The organism is Geodermatophilus sp. SYSU D00525 (assembly GCF_054050475.1).
Genome location: NZ_JBJGZK010000021.1, coordinates 59,211 through 82,087 on the forward strand (window position 1 = coordinate 59,211; position 22,877 = coordinate 82,087).

Sequence of the window (22,877 nt, forward strand, 5' to 3'; positions counted from 1 at the left end):
TTCCTGGACGGAGGCGAGGAGAGCGGGTGACGGGAATCGAACCCGCACTGTCAGCTTGGGAAGCTGATGTTCTGCCATTGAACTACACCCGCGGCGGCCTGACGGCCGGACGCCAGCGTAGCAAGGACGGCGGGACGGGTCGGCAGGCCGGGGTCAGCCGGCGGGCCGGGTCAATCGGTGGGCCGGGTCAATCAGTGGGCCGGGGGCTGCGGATGGTCACCGTGGTCCCCTCCGGGCCCGGCACCGCGGTGATGTCGGCGAACGCGCTCATGAGCATCGACCCGCGGCCGCGGTCCATGCTCGACGTCCGCTCCTTCCACTGCCCGTGGTCGCGCACCGCGATCTCCACCGCGCCGTCGTCGACGGCCACCCGGACGTCCACGTACGGCTCGAGCGGGTCCTGCGCGTGCTCCACCGCGTTGGTGGCGGCCTCGCAGGCGGCCAGCACCAGGTCGTAGACGCGGTCCTCGTCCAGGCCGGCGTCGGCGAGCAGCGCCCGCAGCCGGCGGCGCAGCGGCGGGATCGCCGACGCGCTCGAGGGGAACCGCCAGGCCGTCGTCGTCGCGCCCGGGAGGTGCGCCGGGGCCGGCGCCGCGGGGACGGCCGGGACGGCGTCGGCGGCGCGGGGTCGCGGCGGCGGGGGAGCGGCAGCGGCCGGGGCGGACGGCGACGGCGCGGCCGGGGGTGCCGGCTCCCGCCGTCCCCGCGAGCGCTCGAGGACCGCGCGCAGCCGGCCGAGCAGCTCCGCGGACTCGAAGGGCTTGGGCAGGTAGTCGTCGACGCCGGCGTCGAAGCCCTCGACGGCGGCCTCCTGGCCGGCCCGCGCGGTGAGCATGACCACCGGGACGGCGCGCGTGCCGGGGTCGGCTCGCAGGGCGCGCAGCAGCCCGAACCCGTCCAGGCCCGGCATCATCACGTCGGTCAGGACGACGTCGGGGAGCACCCGCGCGACGTCGTGCAGGGCCGCCTCGCCGTCGGCCGCCGTCCGCACCGTCCACGACGGCGACAGCAGCCGGGTCAGGTAGGCGCGCATGTCGGCGTTGTCGTCGACGACGAGCACGGTGCCCAGCGGGTCGGCGGACGGGGCGGGCCGGCGCAGGTCGTCGTCCCACGGGGTGAGCGCGGCTGCGCGGACGGCGGCCGCCGAGACGGGCGGCGGGGTGTCGGTGTCGGGCTCGCCGAACGGCAGCCGCACGGTGAAGGTGCTCCCGGTGCCGGGCTCGCTCTCCACCGACACGGTGCCGCCGTGCAGCGCGACCAGCTCGCGCACCATCGCCAGGCCCAGGCCGGTGCCCTCCCGGCTGCGCGCCGGGGAGTCGGTCACCCGGTGGAACCGCTCGAACAGCGCCGGCAGCTCGGCGGCGGGGATGCCCACGCCGGTGTCGGCCACCCGCAGGACCACCTCGTCGTCCTCGGCGTGCAGGGAGACGGTGATGCCGCCGACGAAGGTGTACTTGACCGCGTTGGCGACCAGGTTGAGGACGACCTTCTCCCACATCCCCGGGTCCACCGCGGCGGGGCGGGGCAGCGGCGGGCAGTCGACGTCGAGGGTCAGGCCGGCCCGCTCGGCCGCGGCGCGCAGCACGCCGGCCAGCTCGGCGGTGCAGGCGGCCAGGTCCGTGGACACCCGCACCGCGGCGGTGCGCCCGGCCTCGATGCTGACGAACTCCAGCAGGTCGTCGACCAGGCGCTTGAGCCGCCGGCCGTTGCTCAGGGCGAGGGTGAGCTGCTCGCGCACCGGCTCGGGCAGCTCCCCACCGGACTCGGCGAGCACGTCGGAGATGGGGGCCAGCAGCAGGGTCAGCGGGGTGCGCAGCTCGTGGCTGACGTCGGAGAAGAACGTCGTCTTGGCCCGGTCCAGCTCGGCCAGCGCCTCCGCGCGGGCGCGCTCGGCGGCGTAGGCCCGCGCGTCGGTGACCGCACCGGCGACCTGCGCGGCCAGCAGCTGGTGGAAGGTCCGGTACTCCTCGTCCAGCGCCCGGTTGGGGCTCACGCCGACCAGCAGTGCGCCCACCGTCTCGCGGCCCGCCCCGCCCGACAGCGGCAGCGCGACCGCCCGCTCCACCTCGTCGCCGAACGGCCCGCCGGGCACGCGCAGGGCCGCGACGTCGACGGCGCCGAGCTCGGCCGCCGCCCCCACCGTCGCCGGCAGCGCCGCGGCGCCGACGCCCGCGGTGGCCACGCGGTGCAGCCGGCCCTCGTCGTCGCCCAGGTAGACGGCGGCGAAGGGCACGTCGAGCGGGTCGGCCTCCAGCGCCCCGCACACCTGGACGGCGAGGTCGCGCTCGTCCTCGCGCCGGCCCGCCGCGGTGGCCACCTCGTGCAGCAGCCGCTGCCGCCGCTCGGCCACGACCTGCCGGGTCACCTCCGTGCAGACCGCGTGCATCCCGGCCACCTCGCCGTCGTCCCCGAAGGCAGGGGCGTGCGAGACCGTGAAGTAGGTCTCCTCGCGGTAGCCGGCGCGCTCGAGCAGCAGGAGGAGCTGGGGGATCCACGAGGCCTCGCGGGTGGCCATCGCCCGCTCGACCGGCTCCTGCAGCGCGGCCCAGCCCTCGGCGAGGGTGATCCGCAGGTCGTCGCCGATGGCGCCGGGGTGCTTCGCACCGATGAGCGTGGCGTAGGCGTCGTTGTAGAACTGCGTGTACTCCGGGCCCCAGGTCAGGATCATGGGGAACCGCGAGGCCAGCACCGTGCGGACGGCGTAGCGCAGGCTCGCCGGCCAGGTCTCCACCGGGCCGACCGGCGTCGTCGCCCAGTCGAAGGCGGCCATCAGCCGCCCGTTCTCGCTGCCGCCGGCGAAGACGTCCTCGGTGCCGGGACCCGGTGCGACGTCGCGGACACCGCCGCCCACGACCGGATCCGCAGCCACGCACACCTCCCGGCACAGCCGTGCGGACGCGGGCGGGACCGCCGCCACCGCGTCAGGACCTCGGGAGCGGACCTGCTCCCCGCTGCTCGCACGGTACATCCGCGACCTGGGACACCACCGGCCGTGCCGGTGGTCAGCGCCGCATCTCGGCCAGGAAACCGGTCGCCTCCGAGCGCAGCCGCTCGGCCATCTGCGACAGGCCGGTGACGTCGGTGTCCGCGGTGCCCAGCGACGCGGTGCCGTCGACGGCCGCGGCGATCCCGTCGACCAGGCCGTTCATCTCGGTGACCGTGGCGCCGACCGTCCCGATGACGGCGGTGACGTCGTCGCAGGCCGCGCGGATCGCCTCGACCTGCGCGGTCACCCGCTCGGTGGCCTGCGCGGTCTGGTCGGCGAGGTCCTTGACCTCCGAGGCGACGACGGCGAAGCCCTTGCCGGCCTCCCCGGCGCGGGCGGCCTCGATCGTGGCGTTGAGCGCCAGCAGGCGGGTCTGCGCGGCCACCGACTCGATGAGCGCGATGACCTCGCGGATCTCGGCCGAGGTGCGGGTCAGGGAGCCGAGCGTGCCGGTCGCGTTGCCCACCTCGGCCGACGCCGCCGACGCCGCGCTGGTCAGCCCCGCGGCGGACGCGCTCATCTCGGTGGCCGCCGTCGCGACCTGCTCGCTCATCGCCAGCACCACCGACTCGAACGCGTCGGCCAGCCGCAGCCGTGAGGTCTGCGCCTCGGTGACCCGCCCGGCGGTCTCGCGCATGGCGTCCCGGGCGGTGTTGATGCCGGTGGCCGCGTGCCGGTAGGCGCCGTGCAGCCCGGTGCGCAGCACGCTGCGGTGGAAGCGGCCCTCGGCGGCGGCGGCCAGCGCCGCCCGGGACTCGCGCACGAAGGCGTCGCTGACGTCGAGCGCGCGGTTGACGCCGTGCCGCAGCGCGACCAGTTCCGGCACGGCGTCCGAGCCGTCGACCGGCACGGCCCGGGCCTCCAGGTCGCCGCGCGCGGCCGCCTCGCAGGTCTCGGTCAGCCGGCGCACGAACGCGCGGTGGACCTCGAGCTCCGCGGCGTCGGAGCGGGTGCGGGAGCGGGCCATCTCAGTCCTCCTCCTGGGCGACGACCGACCACACGAAGTCCTCGTAGGACGCCGCGTGCTCGGCGATCAGCCGGTCGAACAGCTCGGACGACGCCGCGACGGCCGCGCGGGCGTCGGGGTGCCGCCGCTCCTCGGCCAGGAGGCGCTCGTAGATCGGGCGGACGCGGTCCACCGCCCGGCGGGAGGGCCGGCGGCGGTTGGAGTGGTAGCCCACGACCGACCCGTCGGCGCCGTAGGACGGCGTGACGTGCGCCAGCACCCAGTAGTGCGCGCCGTCGGCGGCCAGGTTGTTGATGTAGGCGAACAGCTCCTGGCGGGCGGCGAGGGTGTCCCACAGCAGCTTGAACACCGCGCGCGGCATCTCGGGGTGCCGGATGAGGTTGTGCGGCCGCCCGATGACCTCGTCGAGGGAGTAGGCGCCCACCCGCAGGAACACGTCGTTGGCGTACGTGATCACCCCGCGCGGGTCGGTCTTGGAGACGATGAGCTCCTCGGCCGCGAAGGTCCGCTCCTCGCCCGTCGGCCGCACGGCGGTGCGGCCGGCGCGCGGGGCGGTCCGGGGGTGGGTGTCCAGCACGCGGTGTCCTCCTGCGTCCGGCGGGTCGTCCCGGCAGGTATCGGCAGGATCCGTCCGGACGCGACCCGAAACGGGGACGACGGGACCTCGGTCCCGCGGGAAGCGGAGGGCGCGCCCGGCGGCCTCCCTAGACTCCGCGCCATGCTGCTGTCCGACCGCGACATCCGCGCCGCGATCGCCGAGGGGCGTCTCGGCATCGAGCCGCACGACGCGGGGCTGGTGCAGCCCTCGAGCATCGACGTCCGGCTCGACCGCTACTTCCGGGTGTTCAACAACGCCCGCTACACCCACATCGACCCCGCCCAGCAGCAGGACGACCTGACCACCCTGGTCGAGCCCGACGGCGACGAGCCGTTCGTCCTGCACCCCGGCGAGTTCGTCCTCGGCTCCACCCTCGAGGTCGTCACCATCCCCGACGACCTCGCCGCCCGGCTGGAGGGCAAGAGCTCGCTCGGGCGCCTGGGCCTGCTCACCCACTCGACGGCGGGCTTCGTCGACCCCGGCTTCTCCGGCCACATCACGCTGGAGCTGTCCAACGTGGCCAACCTGCCGATCACGCTGTGGCCGGGCATGAAGATCGGCCAGCTGTGCCTGTTCCGGCTCACCGGCCCGGCCGAGCACCCGTACGGCTCGGCGGTGTACGGCTCCCGCTACCAGGACCAGCGCGGGCCGACGCCGTCGCGCTCGTTCCGCAACTTCACCCGCGCCGAGACCCGGCGGGCGCAGGGCTGACCTCGGCCGGCGACCAGCCGGGCACCTCGTCGTCGACGAACCGGTCCCGGGTGACCAGCCACCCGGTGACCGTGAGCCCGGCGGTGGCGACGGCGATGAGCACGAACATGCCGGTGTAGCCGCCGGTCGCGCCGCGCAGCACGCCGACCAGCAGCGGCCCGGCGCCGGCCAGCACGTAGCCCCAGCCCTGGGTCACCGTGGACAGCGCGGCCGTCGTCTCCGGCGTCCGGGCGCGCAGCCCGATCAGCGCCAGCACCATGCTGAAGGTGCCCATGCCGACGGCGAGCACGCTCATCCACAGCCACGGCAGCGTGCGCGGGGCCAGCCACAGCCCGCCCCAGCCGACGACGTAGCAGGCCATGAAGCCCAGCAGCAGCGGCCGCTGCCAGCGCTGGCGGACGGTGAGCGAGGGGGTGACCGCGTTGACCGGGATGACGACGACCGAGTTGATCCCCAGCAGCAGCCCGGCGGTGGCGGCGCTGAGGCCGGCGTCGCGCAGGTACTGCGCCGACCAGCCCATGACGACGTAGGCCTGCGTCGCCTGCAAGCCGAAGAAGGCGGCCAGGGTGAGGGCCAGCGGGCTGCGCGCCAGCGGGGCCATCCGCACCGCGCGGTGGGTGCCCCGGCTCGCGCCGGGGGAGCGCGGGGCGAGGAACCACGGCACCGCGGCGACCAGCGCGAGCACCGCCCACACGCCGAGGGCCCACCGCCAGCCGCCGGGGCCGACGGCGGCGGCGATCGGCGCGGTGGAGATCGCCGCGACGGCGCCGCCGATGGCCATGGACGCGCTGTAGGCGCCCACCAGCAGGCCGGTGCGCTCGGGGAACCAGCGCTTGACCAGGCCGGGCAGCAGCACGTTGCCCAGCGCGCCGCCGACCATCGCGAGCACGGTGCCGGCGACGAACAGCGGGAACGAGTCGACGACCGCCCGCAGCACCAGCCCGGCGGCCATGGTGAGCAGCGCGCCGGCCAGCACGTGGGCGTCCCGGAACCGCGCGGCCAGCGGCGGCCCGGCGAAGCCGATGGCGGCGAAGCACAGCACGGGCAGCGTCGTCACCACGCCGGCCGCGGCGCTGGAGACGCCGAGGCCGCGCTCGAGCTCCTCGAGCACCGGCCCGACGGTGGTCACCGCCGTCCGCAGGTTGGCCGCGGTCAGCACGATGGCGACCGCGACGAGCGCGAGGCCGCGCCGCCGCTCGCCGGCCGTCGGGATCGGGGGAGCGTCGTCGGCCGTGCGGGTCACCCGTCGATGGTCCCCCGCGCGGCCGGCCCGCCCGGAGGCGGGTGCACAGGCCAACCGTCTAGGTGCGCAGACCCGTGCGCGGCATGGCCTCGAAGCGCGGCAGCACCTGCGGGACCCGCCGCCACAGCACCCGCTGCAGCAGGAGCGTGACCACGGCGGCCAGCAGGATGCCGGCGAGGTTGATCCCCAGTTGCAGGGCCGCGCGCCAGAACTCGGCGCCGCCGCCCAGGGCCAGCGACACGGCCATGTCCGCGGCGGCGGGCACCGTCGTCACGGAGATGAAGACGCCGACCAGCGCCCCGCTCTTCGCCGCCGTCAGCGACAGCACGCCGGCGATCCCCGCCAGCACCGCCACCACCAGCGACCAGTGGTCCGGCGCGGTGATGAACCCGGTCTGCGGGCGGTCCGCCGTCAGGACCTCGGGGCCGACCCAGCCCAGCCCGCGGGCGGCGAGCGTGGCCAGCGCGGTGACCGCGATGGCCAGCGCGAAGCCGACGAGCAGCGCGCGGGCCGCCGCACGGGCGACCCCGCGCCGCCGGTGCACGAGCGCGACGGCGAGCCCGGCCAGCGGGGCGAACTCCGGGCCGAGCACCATCGCGCCGATCACCAGGACCGCCGAGTCGTTGACGATCGCGATGCCGGCCAGCAGCGTCGCGATGGTCAGGAACGACAGGTAGGAGACCGACAGCGACGAGTCCGCGGCCGTCGTCCGCACCACCTGCTCCCAGACGACGGCGTCCGAGCCGTCGCCCGGCGCGGCCTCCTCCGCCCGCTCGGCGACGGCGGAGACGGCGGTGTCCACGGCCTCGATCGCGATGCCGCCGTCGCGGTCGACGTGCAGCTCGCGCAGCCCCCCGACGAGGGCGTCGGCGGACTCCCGGGCGACGTCGGCGAGGACCAGGTCGCCTGGCGGTTCGACCGAGGCGCCGGGCAGCACGGCCAGGTGCGCGGTCCCGGGGCAGCGGGTGAACAGGTCCCGGACGGCGTCGGTCCGGTCGGGCGGGACGGTCACCCGCAGCTGCAGCAGCACGCGCGGTGTTCTACCGGAGGACCCGCCCCCGGAGACGACGGACGCCGCCGGCGAGGGGATGCCTCGCCGACGGCGTCCGTCGGGGTGGTGCGGGGTTCTTCGTCAGGCCTGGCCGTGGCCGGTGGCGGCCGAGCCGGTGCCCGCCACGTCGTCGTCGGCGGTGCCGACCTCGGTGCCGTGCTCGGTGCCCGGGGCGCCGACCGGCGCCATCGAGCGCAGCAGGATCTGGCTGACGTCGAGGACCTCGACGTGCTCGGCGGCCTCGCCGTTCTGCTTCTTCGCCGTCAGGGCGTCCGACAGCATCGTGATGCAGAACGGGCAGGCGGTGGAGATGACGTCCGGGTCGAGACCGAGGGCCTCCTCGGTGCGCTCCACGTTGATCCGCTTGCCGATCTTCTCCTCCATCCACATGCGCGCGCCGCCGGCGCCGCAGCAGAAGCCGCGGTCCTTGCAGCGGTGCATCTCCTGGGTGGAGAGGCCCTGCACGCTGTCGAGGATCTCCCGCGGCGGCGTGTAGACCTTGTTGTGCCGGCCGAGGAAGCACGGGTCGTGGTAGGTGACCTTGCGGTCGACCGGGGTGACCGGCGTGAGCCGGCCCTCCTCCACCAGCTGGTTGAGCAGCTGCGTGTGGTGGACGACCTCGTACTCGCCGCCGACCTGCGGGTACTCCCGGCCCAGCGAGTTGAAGCAGTGCGGGCAGGTCGTGACGATCTTGCGGGTGCCCGGCACGCGGCCCTCGAAGACGCCGTTGAGGGTCTCGACGTTCTCCTGGGCCATCATCTGGAACACGAACTCGTTGCCCATGCGGCGGGCCGGGTCGCCCGAGCAGGTCTCCCCGGAGCCCAGGACGGCGAACTCGACACCGGCGGTGTGCAGCAGTTCGGCGACGGCCTTGGTGACCCGCTTGGCGCGGTCGTCGATGGCGCCGGCGCAGCCGACCCAGAACAGGTACTCGACGTCGTAGGGCAGCGGGCCGTCGGCCATGCGGACCTCGAAGTCGACCTCCTTGATCCAGTCCTCGCGGGTGCTCGGGCTGACGCCCCAGGGGTTGCCGCGGTTCTCGAGGTTGCGCAGCATCACGCCGGCCTCGGACGGGAAGTTCGACTCGATGAGCACCTGGTAGCGGCGCATGTCGTCGATGTGGTCGACGTGCTCGATGTCCACCGGGCACTGCTCGACGCAGGCGCCGCAGTTGGTGCAGCTCCACAGGACGTCGGGGTCGATGACCCCGCCCTCCTCGAGCGTGCCGACCAGCGGGCGGTGCGCCTGGGCGTCGTTGGTGCCCTCGATGCGGGCGTAGCCCGAGGCCCAGACCTGCTCGTCGCTGGGCTTGAGGACGTCGTAGTCCGGGGCGGTCTCGGACGCGGTCTTCTCACCCAGCAGGTACGGGGCCTTGGCGTACAGGTGGTCCCGCAGGTCCATGATCACCATCTTGGGAGACAGCGGCTTGCCCGTGTTCCAGGCAGGGCACTGGCTCTGGCACCGCCCGCACTCGGTGCAGGTGGTGAAGTCGAGCATCCCCTTCCAGGTGAAGTCCTCGATCTTGCCGCGACCGAAGACGTCGTCCTCGCCCGGGTCCTCGAAGTCGATCGGCTTGCCGTTCGAGGTCATGGGCTGCAGCGGGCCGAGGGCGACGGAGCCGTCGTCGTTCCGCTTGAAGTAGATGTTGAAGAAGGCGCTGAACCGGTGCCACGCGACGCCCATGTTGAGGATCCGGCTGATGACGACCAGCCAGGTCAGCGAGACGACGATCTTCACGAAGGCGACGACGCTGAGCAGGTCGGGGCTGTCGGGCAGCACGGTGGCCAGCAGGCCGGAGACCGGGTGCGACCAGGCCGGCGCGTCGGTGAGGTCGGAGGAGATCTTCAGCGCGCGGATCAGCAGGATGCAGACGCCGACGGTGAGGACGACGGCCTCGACGAAGTAGCCGCGGCCCTCGTTGGAGCCGGAGAAGCGGCTGGTGCGGCCCTGTCGGCGCGGGTGGTCCTTCTGGCGCCGGTAGATCAGGTACAGGATCCCGACGATCGTGCCGGTGCCGATGACGTCGGCGAAGAGGTTCCACAGGCTCCACTCGCCGATGAGCGGCAGGTGGAAGGCCGGGTTCCACACCTCACCGAAGGCCTCGACCAGCGTGAGGAACAGGCCGTAGAAGCCGACGAAGACGAACCAGTGGGCGGCGCCGATGGCCGACCACTTGAGCATCCGGGTGTGGCCGAGCGACTCGACCACGAGCGTCTTCAGCCGCGGGCCGACCGGCCCGTTGCGGGTCGAGTCCGGCTGGCCGGTGCGGATGATCCGCACCATGGCGCGGACGGCCCGGTAGGCGAAGACGACCGAGACGATGAGGAACAGCACGCTGATCGTGCCGAGCACGATCTGCAGGGGGCCCGTCATGATTCCCTCTCCCCACGCCACGCGGCGTCGGTTGACTCCGTCCGCACCGGACGACGAGAAGGGTCCCGCCGCCGTCTCCGGCCCGTGGGACCGGGGGGCGGATCACGCGCGGGCGGCGGTGCCCGCGCAGCCCAGCACGATAGCCGGGCTGCGCTCAGGTTACTCGGCAGTAACCCGAGGCGCGGCGCCCCGATCCGGGCCGGTCCGACGGTGCCCGCCGCCCACTCGACGCCGCGTTGACGTGCGGCTTCGCCAGCGTCCGAGGCTGCTGGAACACCGCGACTGGGTGTTTCCGCGCGGACGTCGTCGGGCGGGAGGTGACCGGGCTCACGTCTCCTGGTCGCGCTACGGTCACCGCGTCGCGGGCGACGCGCGATCAGGCCGCCTGATCGTGCCGCGTCCTGGCGCAGCGCCGACGGTGAGCCAGGACGCTGCACAGCGAGCCGGGACGGCGGCGCGACGTCGTCCACAGGTTCCGCGAGGACCTCGGCGCAGTCGCCGCGACCTCGAAGACTGTCGACGTGCACCCGGAACTCGCCCGCCTCGCGGCTGCCCGACTCGGCGTCTTCACCGCGCGGGAGGCCGTGCGCGTCGGCTACCGACCCGACGAGATCCGCTCGGAGCTGAGCGCTGGCCACTGGCGCTGGCTGCGGCGAGGCGTCTACGTCCGCGCCCGGGACCTCGCCGCCGCCGAGTCGGACGACCGGCTCCGACACCTCCTCGACTGCGTCGCCGTCCTGCTCGCCCTAGCTCCCGGTCCGGCCCTGAGCCACACCTCCGCCGCCCGGGTGCACCGCCTCGTGCTCCCCGAGGACGTCGACGGGGCCGTGCGGCTGACCGATCCGGGTCAGTGGCGACGCGGTCGGGGTTACGTCGTCGCCCGGGCTTCGCTCTCTGACGGTGACCTCGGGCGACTCGCCGGCTTCGGCGTGACCGCGCCGGCGCGGACGCTCGTCGACTGCGCCCGGGAGTGGGACCTCGTGGATTCGGTGGTGGCGATGGACGCCGCACTGCACGGGCGGCTCGTCGGACGCGAGGACCTGCGCGCTGCCGTCCTCCGTGCCGTGCACTGGGTCGGCATCGGCGACGCGGCGCGTGCCCTCGGGTTCGCGGACGGCCGGGCGGAGTCCCCGCTCGAGTCACGCGGTCGGCTCGCGTTGATCGAGGCCGGACTGCCCCGTCCGGAGCTGCAGGTCGAGGTGCACGGTCCGCGGGGCTTCGTCGCGCGGGTGGACGCTTGGTACGACGACGCCGGCGTCGCGATCGAGTTCGACGGGCGGGTGAAGTACCTCGACCCCGTCGACGGCCGGCATCCCGGGGACGTGCTCTGGCGGGAGAAGCGGCGCGAGGACCTCCTGCGCGCGCTGGGCATCCGGGTCGTGCGCCTGGCCTACGAGGACCTCGTGCCCGGGCGGCGGCGTGAGCTCGAGGCCCGGGTGGGTGGGCTGCTGGCGGCCCCGGCGGTCGGGCCGCGCCGGTATCGCGTCGTCCGCACCGTCGAGCCCACCCCGGGGACTGGGCCGATCGCGGCGTCGTCGACCTAGCTCGCCGTCGTGCGTCCTGGCTCACCGCCGACGCTGAGCCAGGACGCAGCACGATCAGGCCGCCTGATCATGCGTAGCTCGACCCCTCGGGAACACCGCCGGGAGGTCTGCCGTTACGGTGGGCAGGAAAGTTGAGCGGACCCCGCGCAAGGCAGGGAGCTCCCTCGACCGACCCCCACGACACCCGCACCACCCGAGCACACGGAAGAGGAGCCAGCTCCATGGCACGAGCGGTCGGCATCGACCTCGGCACCACGAACTCCGTCGTCACCGTCCTGGAGGGCGGCGAGCCGACGGTCATCGCCAACAGCGAGGGCTCGCGCACCACGCCCTCGGTCGTCGCCTTCGCCAAGAACGGCGAGGTCCTGGTCGGCCAGTCGGCCAAGAACCAGGCCGTCACCAACGTCGACCGCACCATCCGGTCGGTGAAGCGCCACATGGGCACCAACTGGCAGACCGGTGAGATCGACGGCAAGAAGTACACGCCGCAGGAGATCAGCGCCCGCATCCTGCAGAAGCTCAAGCGGGACGCCGAGACCTACCTGGGCGAGACGGTGACCGACGCCGTCATCACCGTCCCGGCCTACTTCGAGGACGCGCAGCGCCAGGCCACCAAGGAGGCCGGCGAGATCGCGGGCCTCAACGTCCTGCGCATCGTCAACGAGCCCACCGCGGCCGCGCTGGCCTACGGCCTGGACAAGGGCGAGACCGAGCAGACGATCCTCGTCTTCGACCTCGGCGGCGGCACGTTCGACGTGAGCCTCCTCGAGATCGGCGAGGGCGTCATCGAGGTGAAGGCCACCGCCGGTGACAACCACCTCGGCGGTGACGACTGGGACGAGCGGATCGTCAAGCACCTGGTGCAGACGTTCAACGCCCAGAACGGCATCGACCTGTCCAAGGACAAGCTGGCCATGCAGCGCCTCCGCGAGGCCGCCGAGAAGGCCAAGATCGAGCTGTCCGGCGCGCAGTCGACCAACGTCAACCTGCCCTACATCACCGCCGGCGCCGAGGGCCCGCTGCACCTCGACGTCACGATGACCCGCGCCGAGTTCCAGCGGCTCACCCAGGACCTGCTGGACCGCACCCGGGCGCCGTTCAACCAGGTCATCCGTGACGCCGGGATCAAGGTCGGCGACATCCACCACGTCGTCCTCGTCGGTGGCTCCACCCGCATGCCGGCCGTCACGGAGCTGGTCCGCGAGCTGACCGGCGGCAAGGAGCCCAACAAGGGCGTCAACCCGGACGAGGTCGTCGCCGTCGGTGCCGCGCTGCAGGCCGGCGTCCTCAAGGGCGAGGTCAAGGACGTCCTGCTGCTCGACGTCACCCCGCTGTCCCTGGGCATCGAGACCAAGGGCGGGATCATGACCAAGCTCATCGAGCGCAACACCACGATCCCGACCAAGCGCTCCGAGATCTTCACGACGGCCGACGACAACCAGCCGTCCGTGCAGATCCAGGTCTTCCAGGGCGAGCGCGAGATGGCGATGTACAACAAGAAGCTCGGCATGTTCGAGCTGACCGGCCTGCCGCCGGCGCCGCGCGGCGTCCCGCAGATCGAGGTCGGCTTCGACATCGACGCCAACGGCATCGTGCACGTCACCGCCAAGGACCTCGGCACGGGCAAGGAGCAGTCGATGACCATCACCGGCGGCTCGGCCCTCCCCAAGGAGGACATCGAGCGGATGATGCGCGACGCCGAGGCCCACGCCGAGGAGGACAAGCGCCGCCGCGAGGAGGCCGAGACCCGCAACCTCGCCGAGTCGCTGCAGTACCAGACCGAGAAGTTCCTCGCGGAGAACGGCGAGCGCATCCCGGCCGACAAGAAGGAGGAGCTCGGCGAGGCCCTGACCGAGCTGCGCTCCGCCCTCGGCGGCTCGGACATCGCCGCGATCAAGTCGGCGCAGGAGAAGGTCGCCCGCGTCTCGCAGGAGGTCGGCGGCGCGCTCTACGCCCAGCAGGCCCAGGCGGGCGCCGGTGACGGCGCCGGTGCCGCGGGTGCCGCGGGTGCCTCCGGTGACGGGTTCGGCGCGTCGGCCCCGTCCGGCGACGACGACGTCGTCGACGCCGAGATCGTCGACGAGGACACCGACCGCCGATGAGCCAGGGGGACGAGCAGCCGCGGGTCGTGATCCGGGACAAGCGGCGGATCGACCCCGTCAGCGGTGAGGTGCGGACGCCGGCCGGCGAGCAGCCGGCCGGCGTCCCGCCCCGCCCGGCTCCGGCACAGCCACCGGCCCACCCATCGCCAGGGGAGCAGATGACCGAGAACCAGACCGCCGCCCCGGAGGCCCCGGCCGCGCCGGTCGGCGACAGCGCCGCGGACGGCGACCTGTCGCGCCAGCTGACCGAGCGCACCGAGGACCTGCAGCGGGTCACCGCCGAGTACGCCAACTACCGGCGGCGGGTCGACCGGGACCGGCAGCTCGTCGTCGACCAGGCGGCCGAGCGGTTCGCCGCCCAGCTGTTCCCGATCGTCGACGACATCGAGCGGGCCCGGGACCACGGCGACCTGACCGGCGCCTTCAAGGTGGTCGCCGACCGCGTGCTCGGGCTGCTCGACGGCCTGGGCGTGGAGGCGTTCGGCGTCGCGGGCGACCCGTTCGACCCCGCGCTGCACGAGGCCGTCCTGCACGACACGTCCGACCAGGTCACCGTGCCCACCGCGACGACGGTCCTGCGGCAGGGTTTCCGCCGGGGCGAGCGCGTGCTGCGCACGGCCATGGTGTCCGTGACCGACCCGGAGGGCGGCGCGGCGGCCGCTCCCGAGCAGGAGGCGACCGGCGGCGGCGTGCCGGGGGAGACCCCGGCCGCCGGCTGACCGGCCGCCACCAGACGCAGAGAGGAGGCGTCCGATGAGCACCCGGGACTTCATCGAGAAGGACTACTACGCCGCGCTGGGCGTCTCCCAGGGCGCCGACGCGGCGGAGATCAAGAAGGCCTACCGCAAGCTCGCCCGCGACCTGCACCCGGACAAGAACCCGGGCAACACGCAGGCCGAGGCGCGCTTCAAGGAGGTCTCCGAGGCCTACGACGTGCTGTCGGACCCCAAGCGGCGGGCGGAGTACGACGACGCCCGCCGGCTGTTCGGCTCGGGCGGCGCCGGGGCCCGCGCCGGGTTCCCCGGGGGCTTCCCCGGCGGGGCCGGCGGCGGCCAGCCGTTCGACCTGGGCGACCTCTTCGGCGGCGGCGCCGGGGGCACCGGGACGCGCAGCGGGGGCGGCGGGCTCGGCGACCTGTTCGGCAACCTCTTCGGCGGTGCCGCGCCGGGGTCGGCCCGGGCCCGCTCCCAGGCGGCGTCCGGGCCGGCCCGCGGGCAGGACGTCGAGACCGAGGCCACCCTCTCCTTCGAGGAGGCCGTCCTCGGCGTCACCGTGCCGCTGCGGATGCAGAGCCCGGGCACCTGCCCGACCTGCGCCGGCAGCGGCGCCCGCCCGGGCACCGCGCCGCACACCTGTGAGGTGTGCGGCGGCGCCGGCGTCACCAGCCGCAGCCAGGGCGCGTTCGCGTTCTCCGAGCCGTGCCGCAACTGCCGCGGCACCGGTCAGGTGGTCGACGACCCGTGCCCGACCTGCCAGGGCGACGGCGTCACCACCCAGACCCGCACGATCACCGTGCGGATCCCGGCCGGCGTCAAGGACGGGCAGCGGATCCGGCTGGCCGGCAAGGGCGCACCGGGACGGCGGGGCGGCCCCGCCGGCGACCTGTTCGTGGTCGTGCACGTCAGCGACCACGAGCTGTTCGGCCGCAAGGGCGACGACGTCACGCTCACCGTGCCGGTCACCTTCCCCGAGGCAGTCCTCGGCACGACGCTGACCGTGCCGACCCTGGACGGCAACGTGACGCTCAAGGTGCCCGCCGGCACGGCGAGCGGCCGCACGCTGCGGGTCCGGGGGCGGGGCGTGCCCGGCCGCGGCCGCACCGGCGACCTGCTGGTGACCGTCGAGGTCGCCGTCCCGCAGCGGCTCTCGGCCGAGGCCGAGCGGGCGGTGAAGACCCTCGACGCCGAACTGGGTGACCCGCGGCCGCAGATCACCGCGGCCACGCAGCGCAACGCCGACCGCGGGAGCACCCGGTGAGCGCCGCGGGCACGGAGGACCGCGACCGCGCCGAGGCGAGCCGCGCCGTCGCCGACGACGCTCCGGTGTTCGTCATCTCGGTGGCCGCGCAGCTGGCCGGCATGCACGCCCAGACGCTCCGCCAGTACGACCGGCTCGGCCTGGTCACCCCGGGCCGCACGGCGGGCGGCGGCCGGCGCTACAGCCCGCGGGACGTCGCGCTGCTGCGCGAGGTCCAGCGGCTGTCCCAGGAGGACGGCGTCAACCTGGCCGGCATCAAGCGGATCATCGACCTGGAGTCCCAGGTCGAGGCCCTGCAGCAGCGGGTGCACGAGCTGGTCGCCGAGCTCGAGGAGTCCGAGCACCGGCGGATCGCCGCGGAGACGGCGATCCGCAGCGGCTACGGCCGGGACCTGGTCGGCACCGACCTCGTGCCGGTGCGGCGGCAGAGCACCTCCGCGCTGGTCGTCTGGCGCCCGAGGGAGGCGTAGCGGTGAGCGGGAACCCCGGCGGCGGCGGCGTCGTCCAGGGAGACGTGACGAGCACGCGCCCGGAGCGGCAGCACGAGTCCTTCGTGCGGCTGGAGCGCGAGATCGGCCTGCTGCTGCGCCGGTCGCGGGCCATCTCGGCCCGGCTCGCCCGCGAGCTGCACCCCGACCTCGACGGCGCCGCCTACGGCCTGCTCGCGCTGCTGGCCGACGCCGGCCCGCTGCGCGCCAGCGACCTGGTCGCCCGGCTCGGCCTGGACAAGAGCACGGTCAGCCGCCAGGTGTCCTCGCTCGTGGCGCTCGGCATGGTCGACCGCGAGCCCGACCCGGCCGACGGGCGGGCGCAGGTCCTCACCCCGTCACCCGAGGGTGCGGCCCGGCTGGCCCGGATCCGCGACGCCCGCCGGGAGCGCTGGGAGGCCGACCTGTCCGGCTGGCCGGCCGAGGACGTCGCCCGGCTGGGCGAGCTCCTGGCCCGGCTCAACCGGCTCGGCGAGGCCCGCGAGGCCGGGGACGCCGCGGCCGGCGCTCCCTGAACCGCCCCTGATCCCACGACGGCGCCCGGACCACCTCGGTCCGGGCGCCGTCGTGCGTGGGAGGGGAATCCACCGGACGGGCATGAGGTTGTAGACAGCAACCAATCTGATGTATGTTGCGGTCTGCAATCACCTCTTCCCCGAGGACGCCATGCCCCTCACCTCCCAGACGTGCGAGCGGCTCACCACCGGCATCGCGCGCCTCGTCCGGGCCGGCCGGCACGTGTCCAGCCGGGCCGCGGACTCCGTCTCCGGGGAGCTGCCCTCCTTCGGCTGGGCGCTGCTCGTCCCGCTCGAGCGCGACGGCGAGCAGCGCTGCAGCGCGCTGGCCGTGCAGGCCGGCGTCGACGTCTCGGTCGCCAGCCGTCAGGTCGCCACCCTCGAGCGGGCCGGCCTGGTCGAGCGCCGGCCCGACCCCCGCGACGGCCGCGCCAGCCTCATCCGGCTCTCCGCCGCCGGCGCCACCGCCCTCGCCCAGGCCCGCGCGCTGCGCTCGCGGTGGGCCGTCCACGCCCTCGCCGGCTGGGACGAGGACGACGCCCGCCGCCTCACCGAGCTGCTCGAGCGGCTGTCCGACGACATCGACCGCGCCGCGCCGCCCACCGTCCGCTCCCCGCACGCCGTGGGGGCCGCCTCGTGACCACCACCCGCCCGTCCGGGCCGCCGTCCCCACCCGATCCCGCGCCGACCAGGAGCACCGTGACCACCACCCGCGAGCCCGCCGTCGCCGCCCCGGCGGCGGAGGCGCCCGCCGAGCAGCAGGGCCGCATGACGCACCGGCAGATCCTCGAGGCCCTCTCGGGGATGTTGCTGGCGATGTTCGTGGCGTTCCTGTCCTCGACCGTCGTCTCCAACGCCCTGCCCACGATCATCACCGACCTGCGGGGCAGCCAGAGCCAGTACACGTGGGTCGTCACCGCGACCCTGCTCGCCTCGACCGCGTCCACGCCGATCTGGGGCAAGCTCGCCGACCTGTTCAGCAAGAAGCTGCTGATCCAGCTGTCGATCGTGGTCTTCATCGTCGGCTCGATGCTCGCCGGCCTGTCGCAGTCGGTGGGCACGCTCATCGGCTGGCGCGTGCTCCAGGGGGTGGGCCTCGGCGGCCTGCAGGCGCTGGTGCAGATCGCGATGGCCGCGATGATCAGCCCCCGCGAGCGCGGCCGGTACTCCGGCCTGCTCGGCGCCGTCATGGCCGTGGCCACCGTCGGCGGCCCGCTGCTCGGCGGCCTGCTGGTCGACACCAGCTGGCTGGGCTGGCGGTGGTGCTTCTACGTCGGCGTGCCCTTCGCCGCCGTGGCGCTGGTGCTGCTCCAGCGCACGCTGCACCTGCCGGTGACCAGGCGCCGGGTCCGCATCGACCACCTCGGCGCCGCGTTGCTCACCGCCGGCGTCTCCGGCCTGCTCATCTGGGTCACCCTCGCCGGCGACCGGTTCGCGTGGGCCTCGCTCGAGACGGCGCTGTTCCTCACCGGCAGCGCGCTCGCCATCGTCGCCTTCGTGGTGACCGAGCTGCGGGCGGCCGAGCCGATCGTGCCGCTGCGGCTGTTCCGCGACCGGACGACGACCCTCGCCATCGTGGCCAGCGTCGCGATCGGTGTGGCGATGTTCGGGTCGACCGTCTTCCTCGGCCAGTACCTGCAGATCTCCCGCGGCTACTCGCCGACGGCGGCCGGCCTGCTGACGATCCCCATGGTCGGCGGCCTGCTCGTCTCCTCCACCGTCTCGGGCATCCTCATCACCCGCCACGGCCGGTGGAAGCGGTTCCTGGTGGCCGGGTCGCTGCTCGTCGTCGCCGGGTTCGGCCTGCTGGCGACCGTCGACCACGAGACGGACATGGTGCTGCTCGGCGTCTTCCTGTTCGTCCTCGGCGTCGGCATCGGGATGACCATGCAGAACCTGGTCCTCGCGGTGCAGAACACCGTGGCCGCGAGCGACCTCGGCGCGGCGTCGTCGGCGGTGGCGTTCTTCCGCAGCCTCGGCGGCACCGTCGGCGTCTCGGTGCTCGGCGCGGTGCTCAGCAACCGGGTGACCGACCTGATCACCGCCGGCCTGCCGCCGGAGGTGGCCGCCGCGGGCAGCGGCTCGGGCAGCGTCGGCCTCGCCGGCCTGGAGGACGCGCCGCCGGCCATCCAGGAGCTCATCCGGGTCTCCTACGGCGACGCGACCGGCCGGGTCTTCCTCGTCTCCGCGGTCATCGCGGTGGTCGCCGTCGCGGCCATCCTGCTCATCCGCGAGGTGGCCCTGCGCACCGAGAGCGGCGAGGAGCGGCTGGCCCGCGAGTCCCGCCCCGCGCTCGCCGACGACGAGGCGGTCGGCACCGCCCGCTGAAGCAGGCACGCGGACGGACGGCGGCCCGCTCCCTCCGGGGAGCGGGCCGCCGTGGTCCCGGGGTCAGGACTCGAGAGCGGCGTCCAGGGTGATGTCGACGCCGGCCAGGGCCTTGCTGACCGGGCAGCCGGCCTTCGCCGCCTGGGCGGCCTGCTCGAACCCGTCGGCGTCGAGGCCCTCGACCTCGGCGCGGACGGTCAGTTTGATGCCGGTGATCGTGGCGCCGTCCTGGAGCCCGAGCGTGACGTCGGCGGTGACGTCGAGCGACTGAGGCGTGCCGCCGGCCTTCGCGATCTCGTTCGACAGGGCCATCGAGAAGCAGGCGGAGTGGGCCGCGGCGACGAGCTCCTCGGGGCTGGTGGAGCCGCCGGCCTCGTCGGCGGTGCGCTTCGGCCAGCTCACGTCGAAGGTGCCGAGCTTCGAGCTGGTCAGCTCGACCTGGCCGGAGCCGTCCTGGAGGGTGCCGTTCCAGGCGGTGCGGGCGGTGCGGGTGGGCATCGGGCTGCCTTCCGGTCGGAGGGCGCGCCGGCATCGTCTCGCCGGCGCGCGGGACCCCGCGGCCCTACCCCGGTGGGTTGAGGGCAACCCGCCGGCCGGTCACAGCGCGCGCGGCGCCTCGGTGACCCGCTGGGTCAGCACGTTGAGCGTCTGCTTGAGGTCGGAGAAGGACTCCACGTCCAGGTCGAGCGCGCAGATCATGTCCTGCGAGATCGCGAAGGCCTTGTCGCGCAGGGCCCGGCCGGCGTCGGTGAGGGCGATGGCCACCGACCGCTCGTCCTCCACCCGCCGGTGGCGCGTGACCAGGCCGGCCGCCGTGAGCCGCTTGAGCAGCGGGGACAGCGTGCCGCTGTCGAGTGCCAGGCGGGCGCCGAGCTGGCCGACGGTCTGGTGGTCCTCTTCCCAGAGCAGCATCATGACCAGGTACTGGGGATAGGTCAGCCCGAGCTCCTCGAGCATCGGCCGGTACCGGGCGGTCATCGCGCGCGACGCTGCGTACAGCGCGAAGCACAGCTGGTCGTCCAGGGCCACGCTCGGGGCGGGGAGGTGCGGGTCCCCGCTCGTCGTCGTCATGACACGAGTGTAGGGACGATCCGGTCGCGTGGCATGCAGTTGCGTCGGATGTCAACCTCCGGGGAGCCCCTTGTCGGGACCCGGGTTGAGCGGAACAGACTCAACCTCCGGTCCGTTGGACCGGTCGACAGCGACCCCCGCCGGGGAGCCCCGGCGCACCGAGGAGAGGACCGACCGCACCGACCATGGAGAGCAAGCTGACCACCCGTTCGCAGGAGGCGTTCGCGGCCGCCCAGCGGCTGGCGGTCGACCGGGGGCAGGCGGCGCTGGAGCCCCTGCACCTGCTCGTCGCGCTGCTGCAGCAGAGCGACGGCATCGCCGGCCCGCTGCTGACCGCCGTCGGCGCCGACCCGGCCGACGTCCGGGCCAAGGCCGAGGCCGCCCTGCGCCGCATGCCGAGCGTCAGCGGCGCCACCGTCGCCGCGCCGTCGCCGTCGCGTGAGCTGCTGCGGGTGGTCAACGCCGCCGGCGAGCAGGCGAGCGCGCTGGGCGACGAGTACGTCTCCACCGAGCACCTGCTGGTCGGCCTGGCCGGCTCCGAGGGCGAGGCGGGCACCGTGCTCACCAGCGCCGGGGCCACCCGCGACGCGCTGCTGGCCGCCTTCCGCACCGTGCGCGGCAACCGCAAGGTCACCACGGCCGACCCCGAGAGCACCTTCCAGGCGCTGGAGAAGTACGCCGTCGACCTCACCGAGCGCGCCCGCGAGGGGAAGATCGACCCGGTCATCGGCCGGGACACCGAGATCCGCCGCGTCGTGCAGGTGCTCTCCCGCCGCACCAAGAACAACCCGGTCCTCATCGGCGAGCCCGGCGTCGGCAAGACGGCGATCGTCGAGGGCCTGGCCCAGCGGATCGTGGCCGGCGACGTCCCCGAGAGCCTCAAGGGCAAGCGGCTGATGGCGCTGGACCTGGCGAGCATGGTCGCCGGCGCCAAGTACCGCGGCGAGTTCGAGGAGCGGCTCAAGGCCGTCCTGCAGGAGATCGCCGAGTCCGAGGGCCAGGTCGTCACCTTCATCGACGAGCTGCACACCATCGTCGGCGCCGGGGCCACCGGGGACTCGGCCATGGACGCCGGCAACATGATCAAGCCGATGCTCGCCCGCGGCGAGCTGCGCATGGTCGGCGCGACCACGCTCGACGAGTACCGCGAGCACATCGAGAAGGACCCGGCGCTGGAGCGCCGCTTCCAGCAAGTCCTCGTCGGCGAGCCCTCGGTCGAGGACACGATCGGCATCCTGCGCGGACTCAAGGAGCGCTACGAGGTGCACCACGGCGTCCGGATCACCGACGCCGCGATCGTCGCCGCCGCCACGCTGTCGGACCGGTACGTCACGGCCCGCTTCCTCCCCGACAAGGCGATCGACCTGGTCGACGAGGCGGCCAGCCGGCTGCGGATGGAGATCGACAGCCGCCCGGTCGAGGTCGACGAGGTCGAGCGCGCCGTGCGCCGCATGGAGATCGAGGAGATGGCGCTGGCCAAGGAGGACGACCCGTCGTCCCTCGACCGGCTGGCCGCGCTGCGCGCCGACCTGGCCGACCGGCGCCAGGAGCTCGCCGAGCTGACCGCCCGCTGGCAGCAGGACAAGAGCGCGATCGTCCGCATCCAGCAGCACAAGGAGGAGCTGGAGCGGTTGCGCACCGAGTCCGAGCGCGCCGAGCGCGACGGCGACCTCGCGCGCGTCGCCGAGCTCCGCTACGGCCGGATGCCGCAGCTGGAGAAGGCGCTCGCCGCGGCCGAGGACGAGGTCGCCGCCCAGGCCTCCATGCTCAAGGAGGAGGTCGGTCCCGACGACATCGCCGAGGTCGTCCAGGCCTGGACCGGCATCCCCGCCGGCCGGTTGCTCGAGGGCGAGACGGCGAAGCTGCTGCGGATGGAGGACGAGCTCGGGGAGCGGGTCGTCGGCCAGCCCGACGCCGTCCGCGCCGTCTCCGACGCCGTCCGCCGCGCGCGGTCGGGCATCGCCGACCCCGACCGGCCCACCGGCTCGTTCCTCTTCCTCGGCCCCACCGGCGTCGGCAAGACCGAGCTGGCCAAGGCGCTGGCGGAGTTCCTGTTCGACGACGAGCGGGCGATGGTCCGCGTCGACATGAGCGAGTACTCCGAGAAGCACTCGGTGGCCCGGCTGGTCGGCGCCCCTCCGGGCTACGTCGGCTACGAGGCCGGCGGTCAGCTCACCGAGGCGGTCCGGCGGCGGCCCTACACCGTCGTGCTGCTCGACGAGGTGGAGAAGGCCCACCCCGACGTCTTCGACGTGCTGCTGCAGGTCCTCGACGACGGCCGGCTCACCGACGGCCAGGGGCGGACGGTGGACTTCCGCAACACCCTCCTGATCCTGACGTCGAACCTCGGCTCGCAGCTGATCGCCGACCAGTCGCTGCCGGAGGAGGCGCGGCGGTCCGCGGTCATGGACGTCGTCCGGTCGCACTTCAAGCCCGAGTTCCTCAACCGCCTCGACGACGTCGTGGTGTTCCGGGCGCTGGGCAGCGAGGAGCTGGCCGGGATCGTCGAGATCCAGGTGGGCGTGCTCGCCCGCCGGCTGGCCGCCCGCCGGCTGACGCTGACCGTCACCGAGGCCGCCCGCGAGTGGCTGGCGCTCAACGGGTTCGACCCGGTCTACGGCGCCCGCCCGCTGCGCCGGCTGGTGCAGTCCGCGATCGGCGACCCGCTGGCCCGCGCGCTGCTGGCCGGGGAGATCCGCGACGGGGACGAGGTCGTCGTCGACGCGCCGGACGACCTGGCCGAGGAGGGCCTGACCGTCCGCCGCGGCTGAACGAGGAGCACCTCGCCAGGGCCCGCCGTCCCCTCGGGGGGGGGGGGCCGCCGCGTCCCCCCGGGGCGGGGCGGGGTGGCGCCGCCCCCCGCCCGGGCAACATGGGGGCCGTGTGGTAGCGGCGATGGTGGGGTCACCTGACACCCGAACCG

18 protein-coding genes and 1 tRNA gene are annotated in these 22,877 nt (G+C 74.2%); 10 read left to right on the plus strand and 9 right to left on the minus strand.

The features are described from left to right. Positions 1 to 21: 21 nt before the first annotated feature. From ACI796_RS16890 to ACI796_RS16905, 4 genes are all read right to left on the minus strand, one after another. Positions 22 to 92 (minus strand) — tRNA-Gly (locus ACI796_RS16890). 95 nt (positions 93 to 187) lie between these two features. Continuing rightward, a complete protein-coding gene (locus tag ACI796_RS16895) occupies positions 188 to 2,869 on the minus strand; it encodes an ATP-binding protein (protein ID WP_456942382.1) in 2,682 nt (893 codons plus the stop codon). 133 nt (positions 2,870 to 3,002) lie between these two features. Beyond that, positions 3,003 to 3,953: a methyl-accepting chemotaxis protein gene (locus ACI796_RS16900; protein ID WP_456942383.1), complete on the minus strand. Its 951-nt coding sequence runs from the start codon at positions 3,951 to 3,953 to the stop codon at positions 3,003 to 3,005. 1 nt (position 3,954) lies between these two features. Then, entirely contained in the window at positions 3,955 to 4,530 is a 576-nt protein-coding gene (locus ACI796_RS16905) for a PAS domain-containing protein (protein WP_456942384.1), read from the minus strand. A gap of 141 nt (positions 4,531 to 4,671) precedes the next feature. On the opposite strand from ACI796_RS16905, the gene dcd reads away from it, so the two are divergent. Then, the gene (dcd, locus tag ACI796_RS16910; protein ID WP_387992035.1) at positions 4,672 to 5,262 is read left to right on the plus strand and encodes a dCTP deaminase; all 591 of its coding nucleotides are present in this window, start codon (positions 4,672 to 4,674) and stop codon (positions 5,260 to 5,262) included. Here the strand turns inward: dcd and ACI796_RS16915 are convergent. The 3 genes from ACI796_RS16915 to ACI796_RS16925 all read right to left on the minus strand — a co-directional run bounded on the left by ACI796_RS16915 (position 5,228) and on the right by ACI796_RS16925 (position 9,929). Further along, positions 5,228 to 6,505 (minus strand): CynX/NimT family MFS transporter, encoded by a 1,278-nt coding sequence (locus ACI796_RS16915; RefSeq protein ID WP_456942385.1) that lies wholly within the window; start codon positions 6,503 to 6,505, stop codon positions 5,228 to 5,230. The genes dcd and ACI796_RS16915 overlap by 35 nt on opposite strands. Positions 6,506 to 6,563: 58 nt before the next feature. Then, positions 6,564 to 7,535: a DUF389 domain-containing protein gene (locus ACI796_RS16920; RefSeq protein ID WP_456942386.1), complete on the minus strand. Its 972-nt coding sequence runs from the start codon at positions 7,533 to 7,535 to the stop codon at positions 6,564 to 6,566. A gap of 102 nt (positions 7,536 to 7,637) precedes the next feature. Continuing rightward, entirely contained in the window at positions 7,638 to 9,929 is a 2,292-nt protein-coding gene (locus ACI796_RS16925; RefSeq protein ID WP_456942387.1) for a heterodisulfide reductase-related iron-sulfur binding cluster, read from the minus strand. A gap of 521 nt (positions 9,930 to 10,450) precedes the next feature. Between ACI796_RS16925 and ACI796_RS16930 the strand changes: the two genes are divergently transcribed. The 8 genes from ACI796_RS16930 to ACI796_RS16965 all read left to right on the plus strand — a co-directional run bounded on the left by ACI796_RS16930 (position 10,451) and on the right by ACI796_RS16965 (position 18,883). Further along, entirely contained in the window at positions 10,451 to 11,473 is a 1,023-nt protein-coding gene (locus tag ACI796_RS16930) for a hypothetical protein (protein ID WP_456942388.1), read from the plus strand. 221 nt (positions 11,474 to 11,694) lie between these two features. Next, complete coding sequence (gene dnaK / locus ACI796_RS16935) at positions 11,695 to 13,575, plus strand: molecular chaperone DnaK (RefSeq protein ID WP_456942389.1); 1,881 nt, start codon at positions 11,695 to 11,697, stop codon at positions 13,573 to 13,575. Continuing rightward, complete coding sequence (gene grpE / locus ACI796_RS16940) at positions 13,572 to 14,294, plus strand: nucleotide exchange factor GrpE (protein WP_456942390.1); 723 nt, start codon at positions 13,572 to 13,574, stop codon at positions 14,292 to 14,294. The genes dnaK and grpE overlap by 4 nt, the downstream gene beginning before the upstream one ends. Before the next feature lie 34 nt (positions 14,295 to 14,328). Next, the gene (gene dnaJ, locus ACI796_RS16945; protein WP_456942391.1) at positions 14,329 to 15,552 is read left to right on the plus strand and encodes a molecular chaperone DnaJ; all 1,224 of its coding nucleotides are present in this window, start codon (positions 14,329 to 14,331) and stop codon (positions 15,550 to 15,552) included. Continuing rightward, complete coding sequence (locus ACI796_RS16950; RefSeq protein ID WP_456942392.1) at positions 15,549 to 16,022, plus strand: heat shock protein transcriptional repressor HspR; 474 nt, start codon at positions 15,549 to 15,551, stop codon at positions 16,020 to 16,022. Before dnaJ ends, ACI796_RS16950 begins: the two co-directional genes overlap by 4 nt. Before the next feature lie 44 nt (positions 16,023 to 16,066). After that, positions 16,067 to 16,555, plus strand: a complete 489-nt coding sequence (locus tag ACI796_RS16955; RefSeq protein WP_456942393.1) for a MarR family winged helix-turn-helix transcriptional regulator — start codon at positions 16,067 to 16,069, stop codon at positions 16,553 to 16,555. A 151-nt stretch (positions 16,556 to 16,706) separates the two neighbouring features. Then, on the plus strand, positions 16,707 to 17,195 hold the full coding sequence (locus tag ACI796_RS16960; protein WP_456942394.1) for a MarR family winged helix-turn-helix transcriptional regulator: 489 nt from the start codon (positions 16,707 to 16,709) through the stop codon (positions 17,193 to 17,195). Positions 17,196 to 17,254: 59 nt separating this feature from the next. Further along, entirely contained in the window at positions 17,255 to 18,883 is a 1,629-nt protein-coding gene (locus ACI796_RS16965) for an MDR family MFS transporter (protein ID WP_456942395.1), read from the plus strand. A gap of 63 nt (positions 18,884 to 18,946) precedes the next feature. Here the strand turns inward: ACI796_RS16965 and ACI796_RS16970 are convergent, their stop codons facing one another. Both ACI796_RS16970 and ACI796_RS16975 read right to left on the minus strand, forming a co-directional pair. Then, positions 18,947 to 19,381, minus strand: a complete 435-nt coding sequence (locus ACI796_RS16970) for an OsmC family protein (RefSeq protein ID WP_456942396.1) — start codon at positions 19,379 to 19,381, stop codon at positions 18,947 to 18,949. Positions 19,382 to 19,480: 99 nt separating this feature from the next. Beyond that, complete coding sequence (locus ACI796_RS16975) at positions 19,481 to 19,954, minus strand: MarR family winged helix-turn-helix transcriptional regulator (RefSeq protein WP_456942397.1); 474 nt, start codon at positions 19,952 to 19,954, stop codon at positions 19,481 to 19,483. A 185-nt stretch (positions 19,955 to 20,139) separates the two neighbouring features. On the opposite strand from ACI796_RS16975, the gene clpB reads away from it, so the two are divergent. After that, entirely contained in the window at positions 20,140 to 22,725 is a 2,586-nt protein-coding gene (gene clpB / locus ACI796_RS16980) for an ATP-dependent chaperone ClpB (RefSeq protein WP_456942398.1), read from the plus strand. The last annotated feature ends 152 nt before the right edge of the window (positions 22,726 to 22,877 follow it).

Excerpts from the sequence above, each read along its gene's own strand:
- ACI796_RS16900 (WP_456942383.1), bottom strand. The coding sequence starts at position 3,953 with ATGGCCCGCTCCCGCACCCGCTCCGACGCCGCGGAGCTCGAGGTCCAC.
- dcd (WP_387992035.1), top strand. The coding sequence starts at position 4,672 with ATGCTGCTGTCCGACCGCGACATCCGCGCCGCGATCGCCGAGGGGCGT.
- ACI796_RS16925 (WP_456942387.1), bottom strand. The coding sequence starts at position 9,929 with ATGACGGGCCCCCTGCAGATCGTGCTCGGCACGATCAGCGTGCTGTTC.
- dnaK (WP_456942389.1), top strand. The coding sequence starts at position 11,695 with ATGGCACGAGCGGTCGGCATCGACCTCGGCACCACGAACTCCGTCGTC.
- grpE (WP_456942390.1), top strand. The coding sequence starts at position 13,572 with ATGAGCCAGGGGGACGAGCAGCCGCGGGTCGTGATCCGGGACAAGCGG.
- dnaJ (WP_456942391.1), top strand. The coding sequence starts at position 14,329 with ATGAGCACCCGGGACTTCATCGAGAAGGACTACTACGCCGCGCTGGGC.
- ACI796_RS16960 (WP_456942394.1), top strand. The coding sequence starts at position 16,707 with ATGCCCCTCACCTCCCAGACGTGCGAGCGGCTCACCACCGGCATCGCG.
- ACI796_RS16970 (WP_456942396.1), bottom strand. The coding sequence starts at position 19,381 with ATGCCCACCCGCACCGCCCGCACCGCCTGGAACGGCACCCTCCAGGAC.
- ACI796_RS16975 (WP_456942397.1), bottom strand. The coding sequence starts at position 19,954 with ATGACGACGACGAGCGGGGACCCGCACCTCCCCGCCCCGAGCGTGGCC.
- clpB (WP_456942398.1), top strand. The coding sequence starts at position 20,140 with ATGGAGAGCAAGCTGACCACCCGTTCGCAGGAGGCGTTCGCGGCCGCC.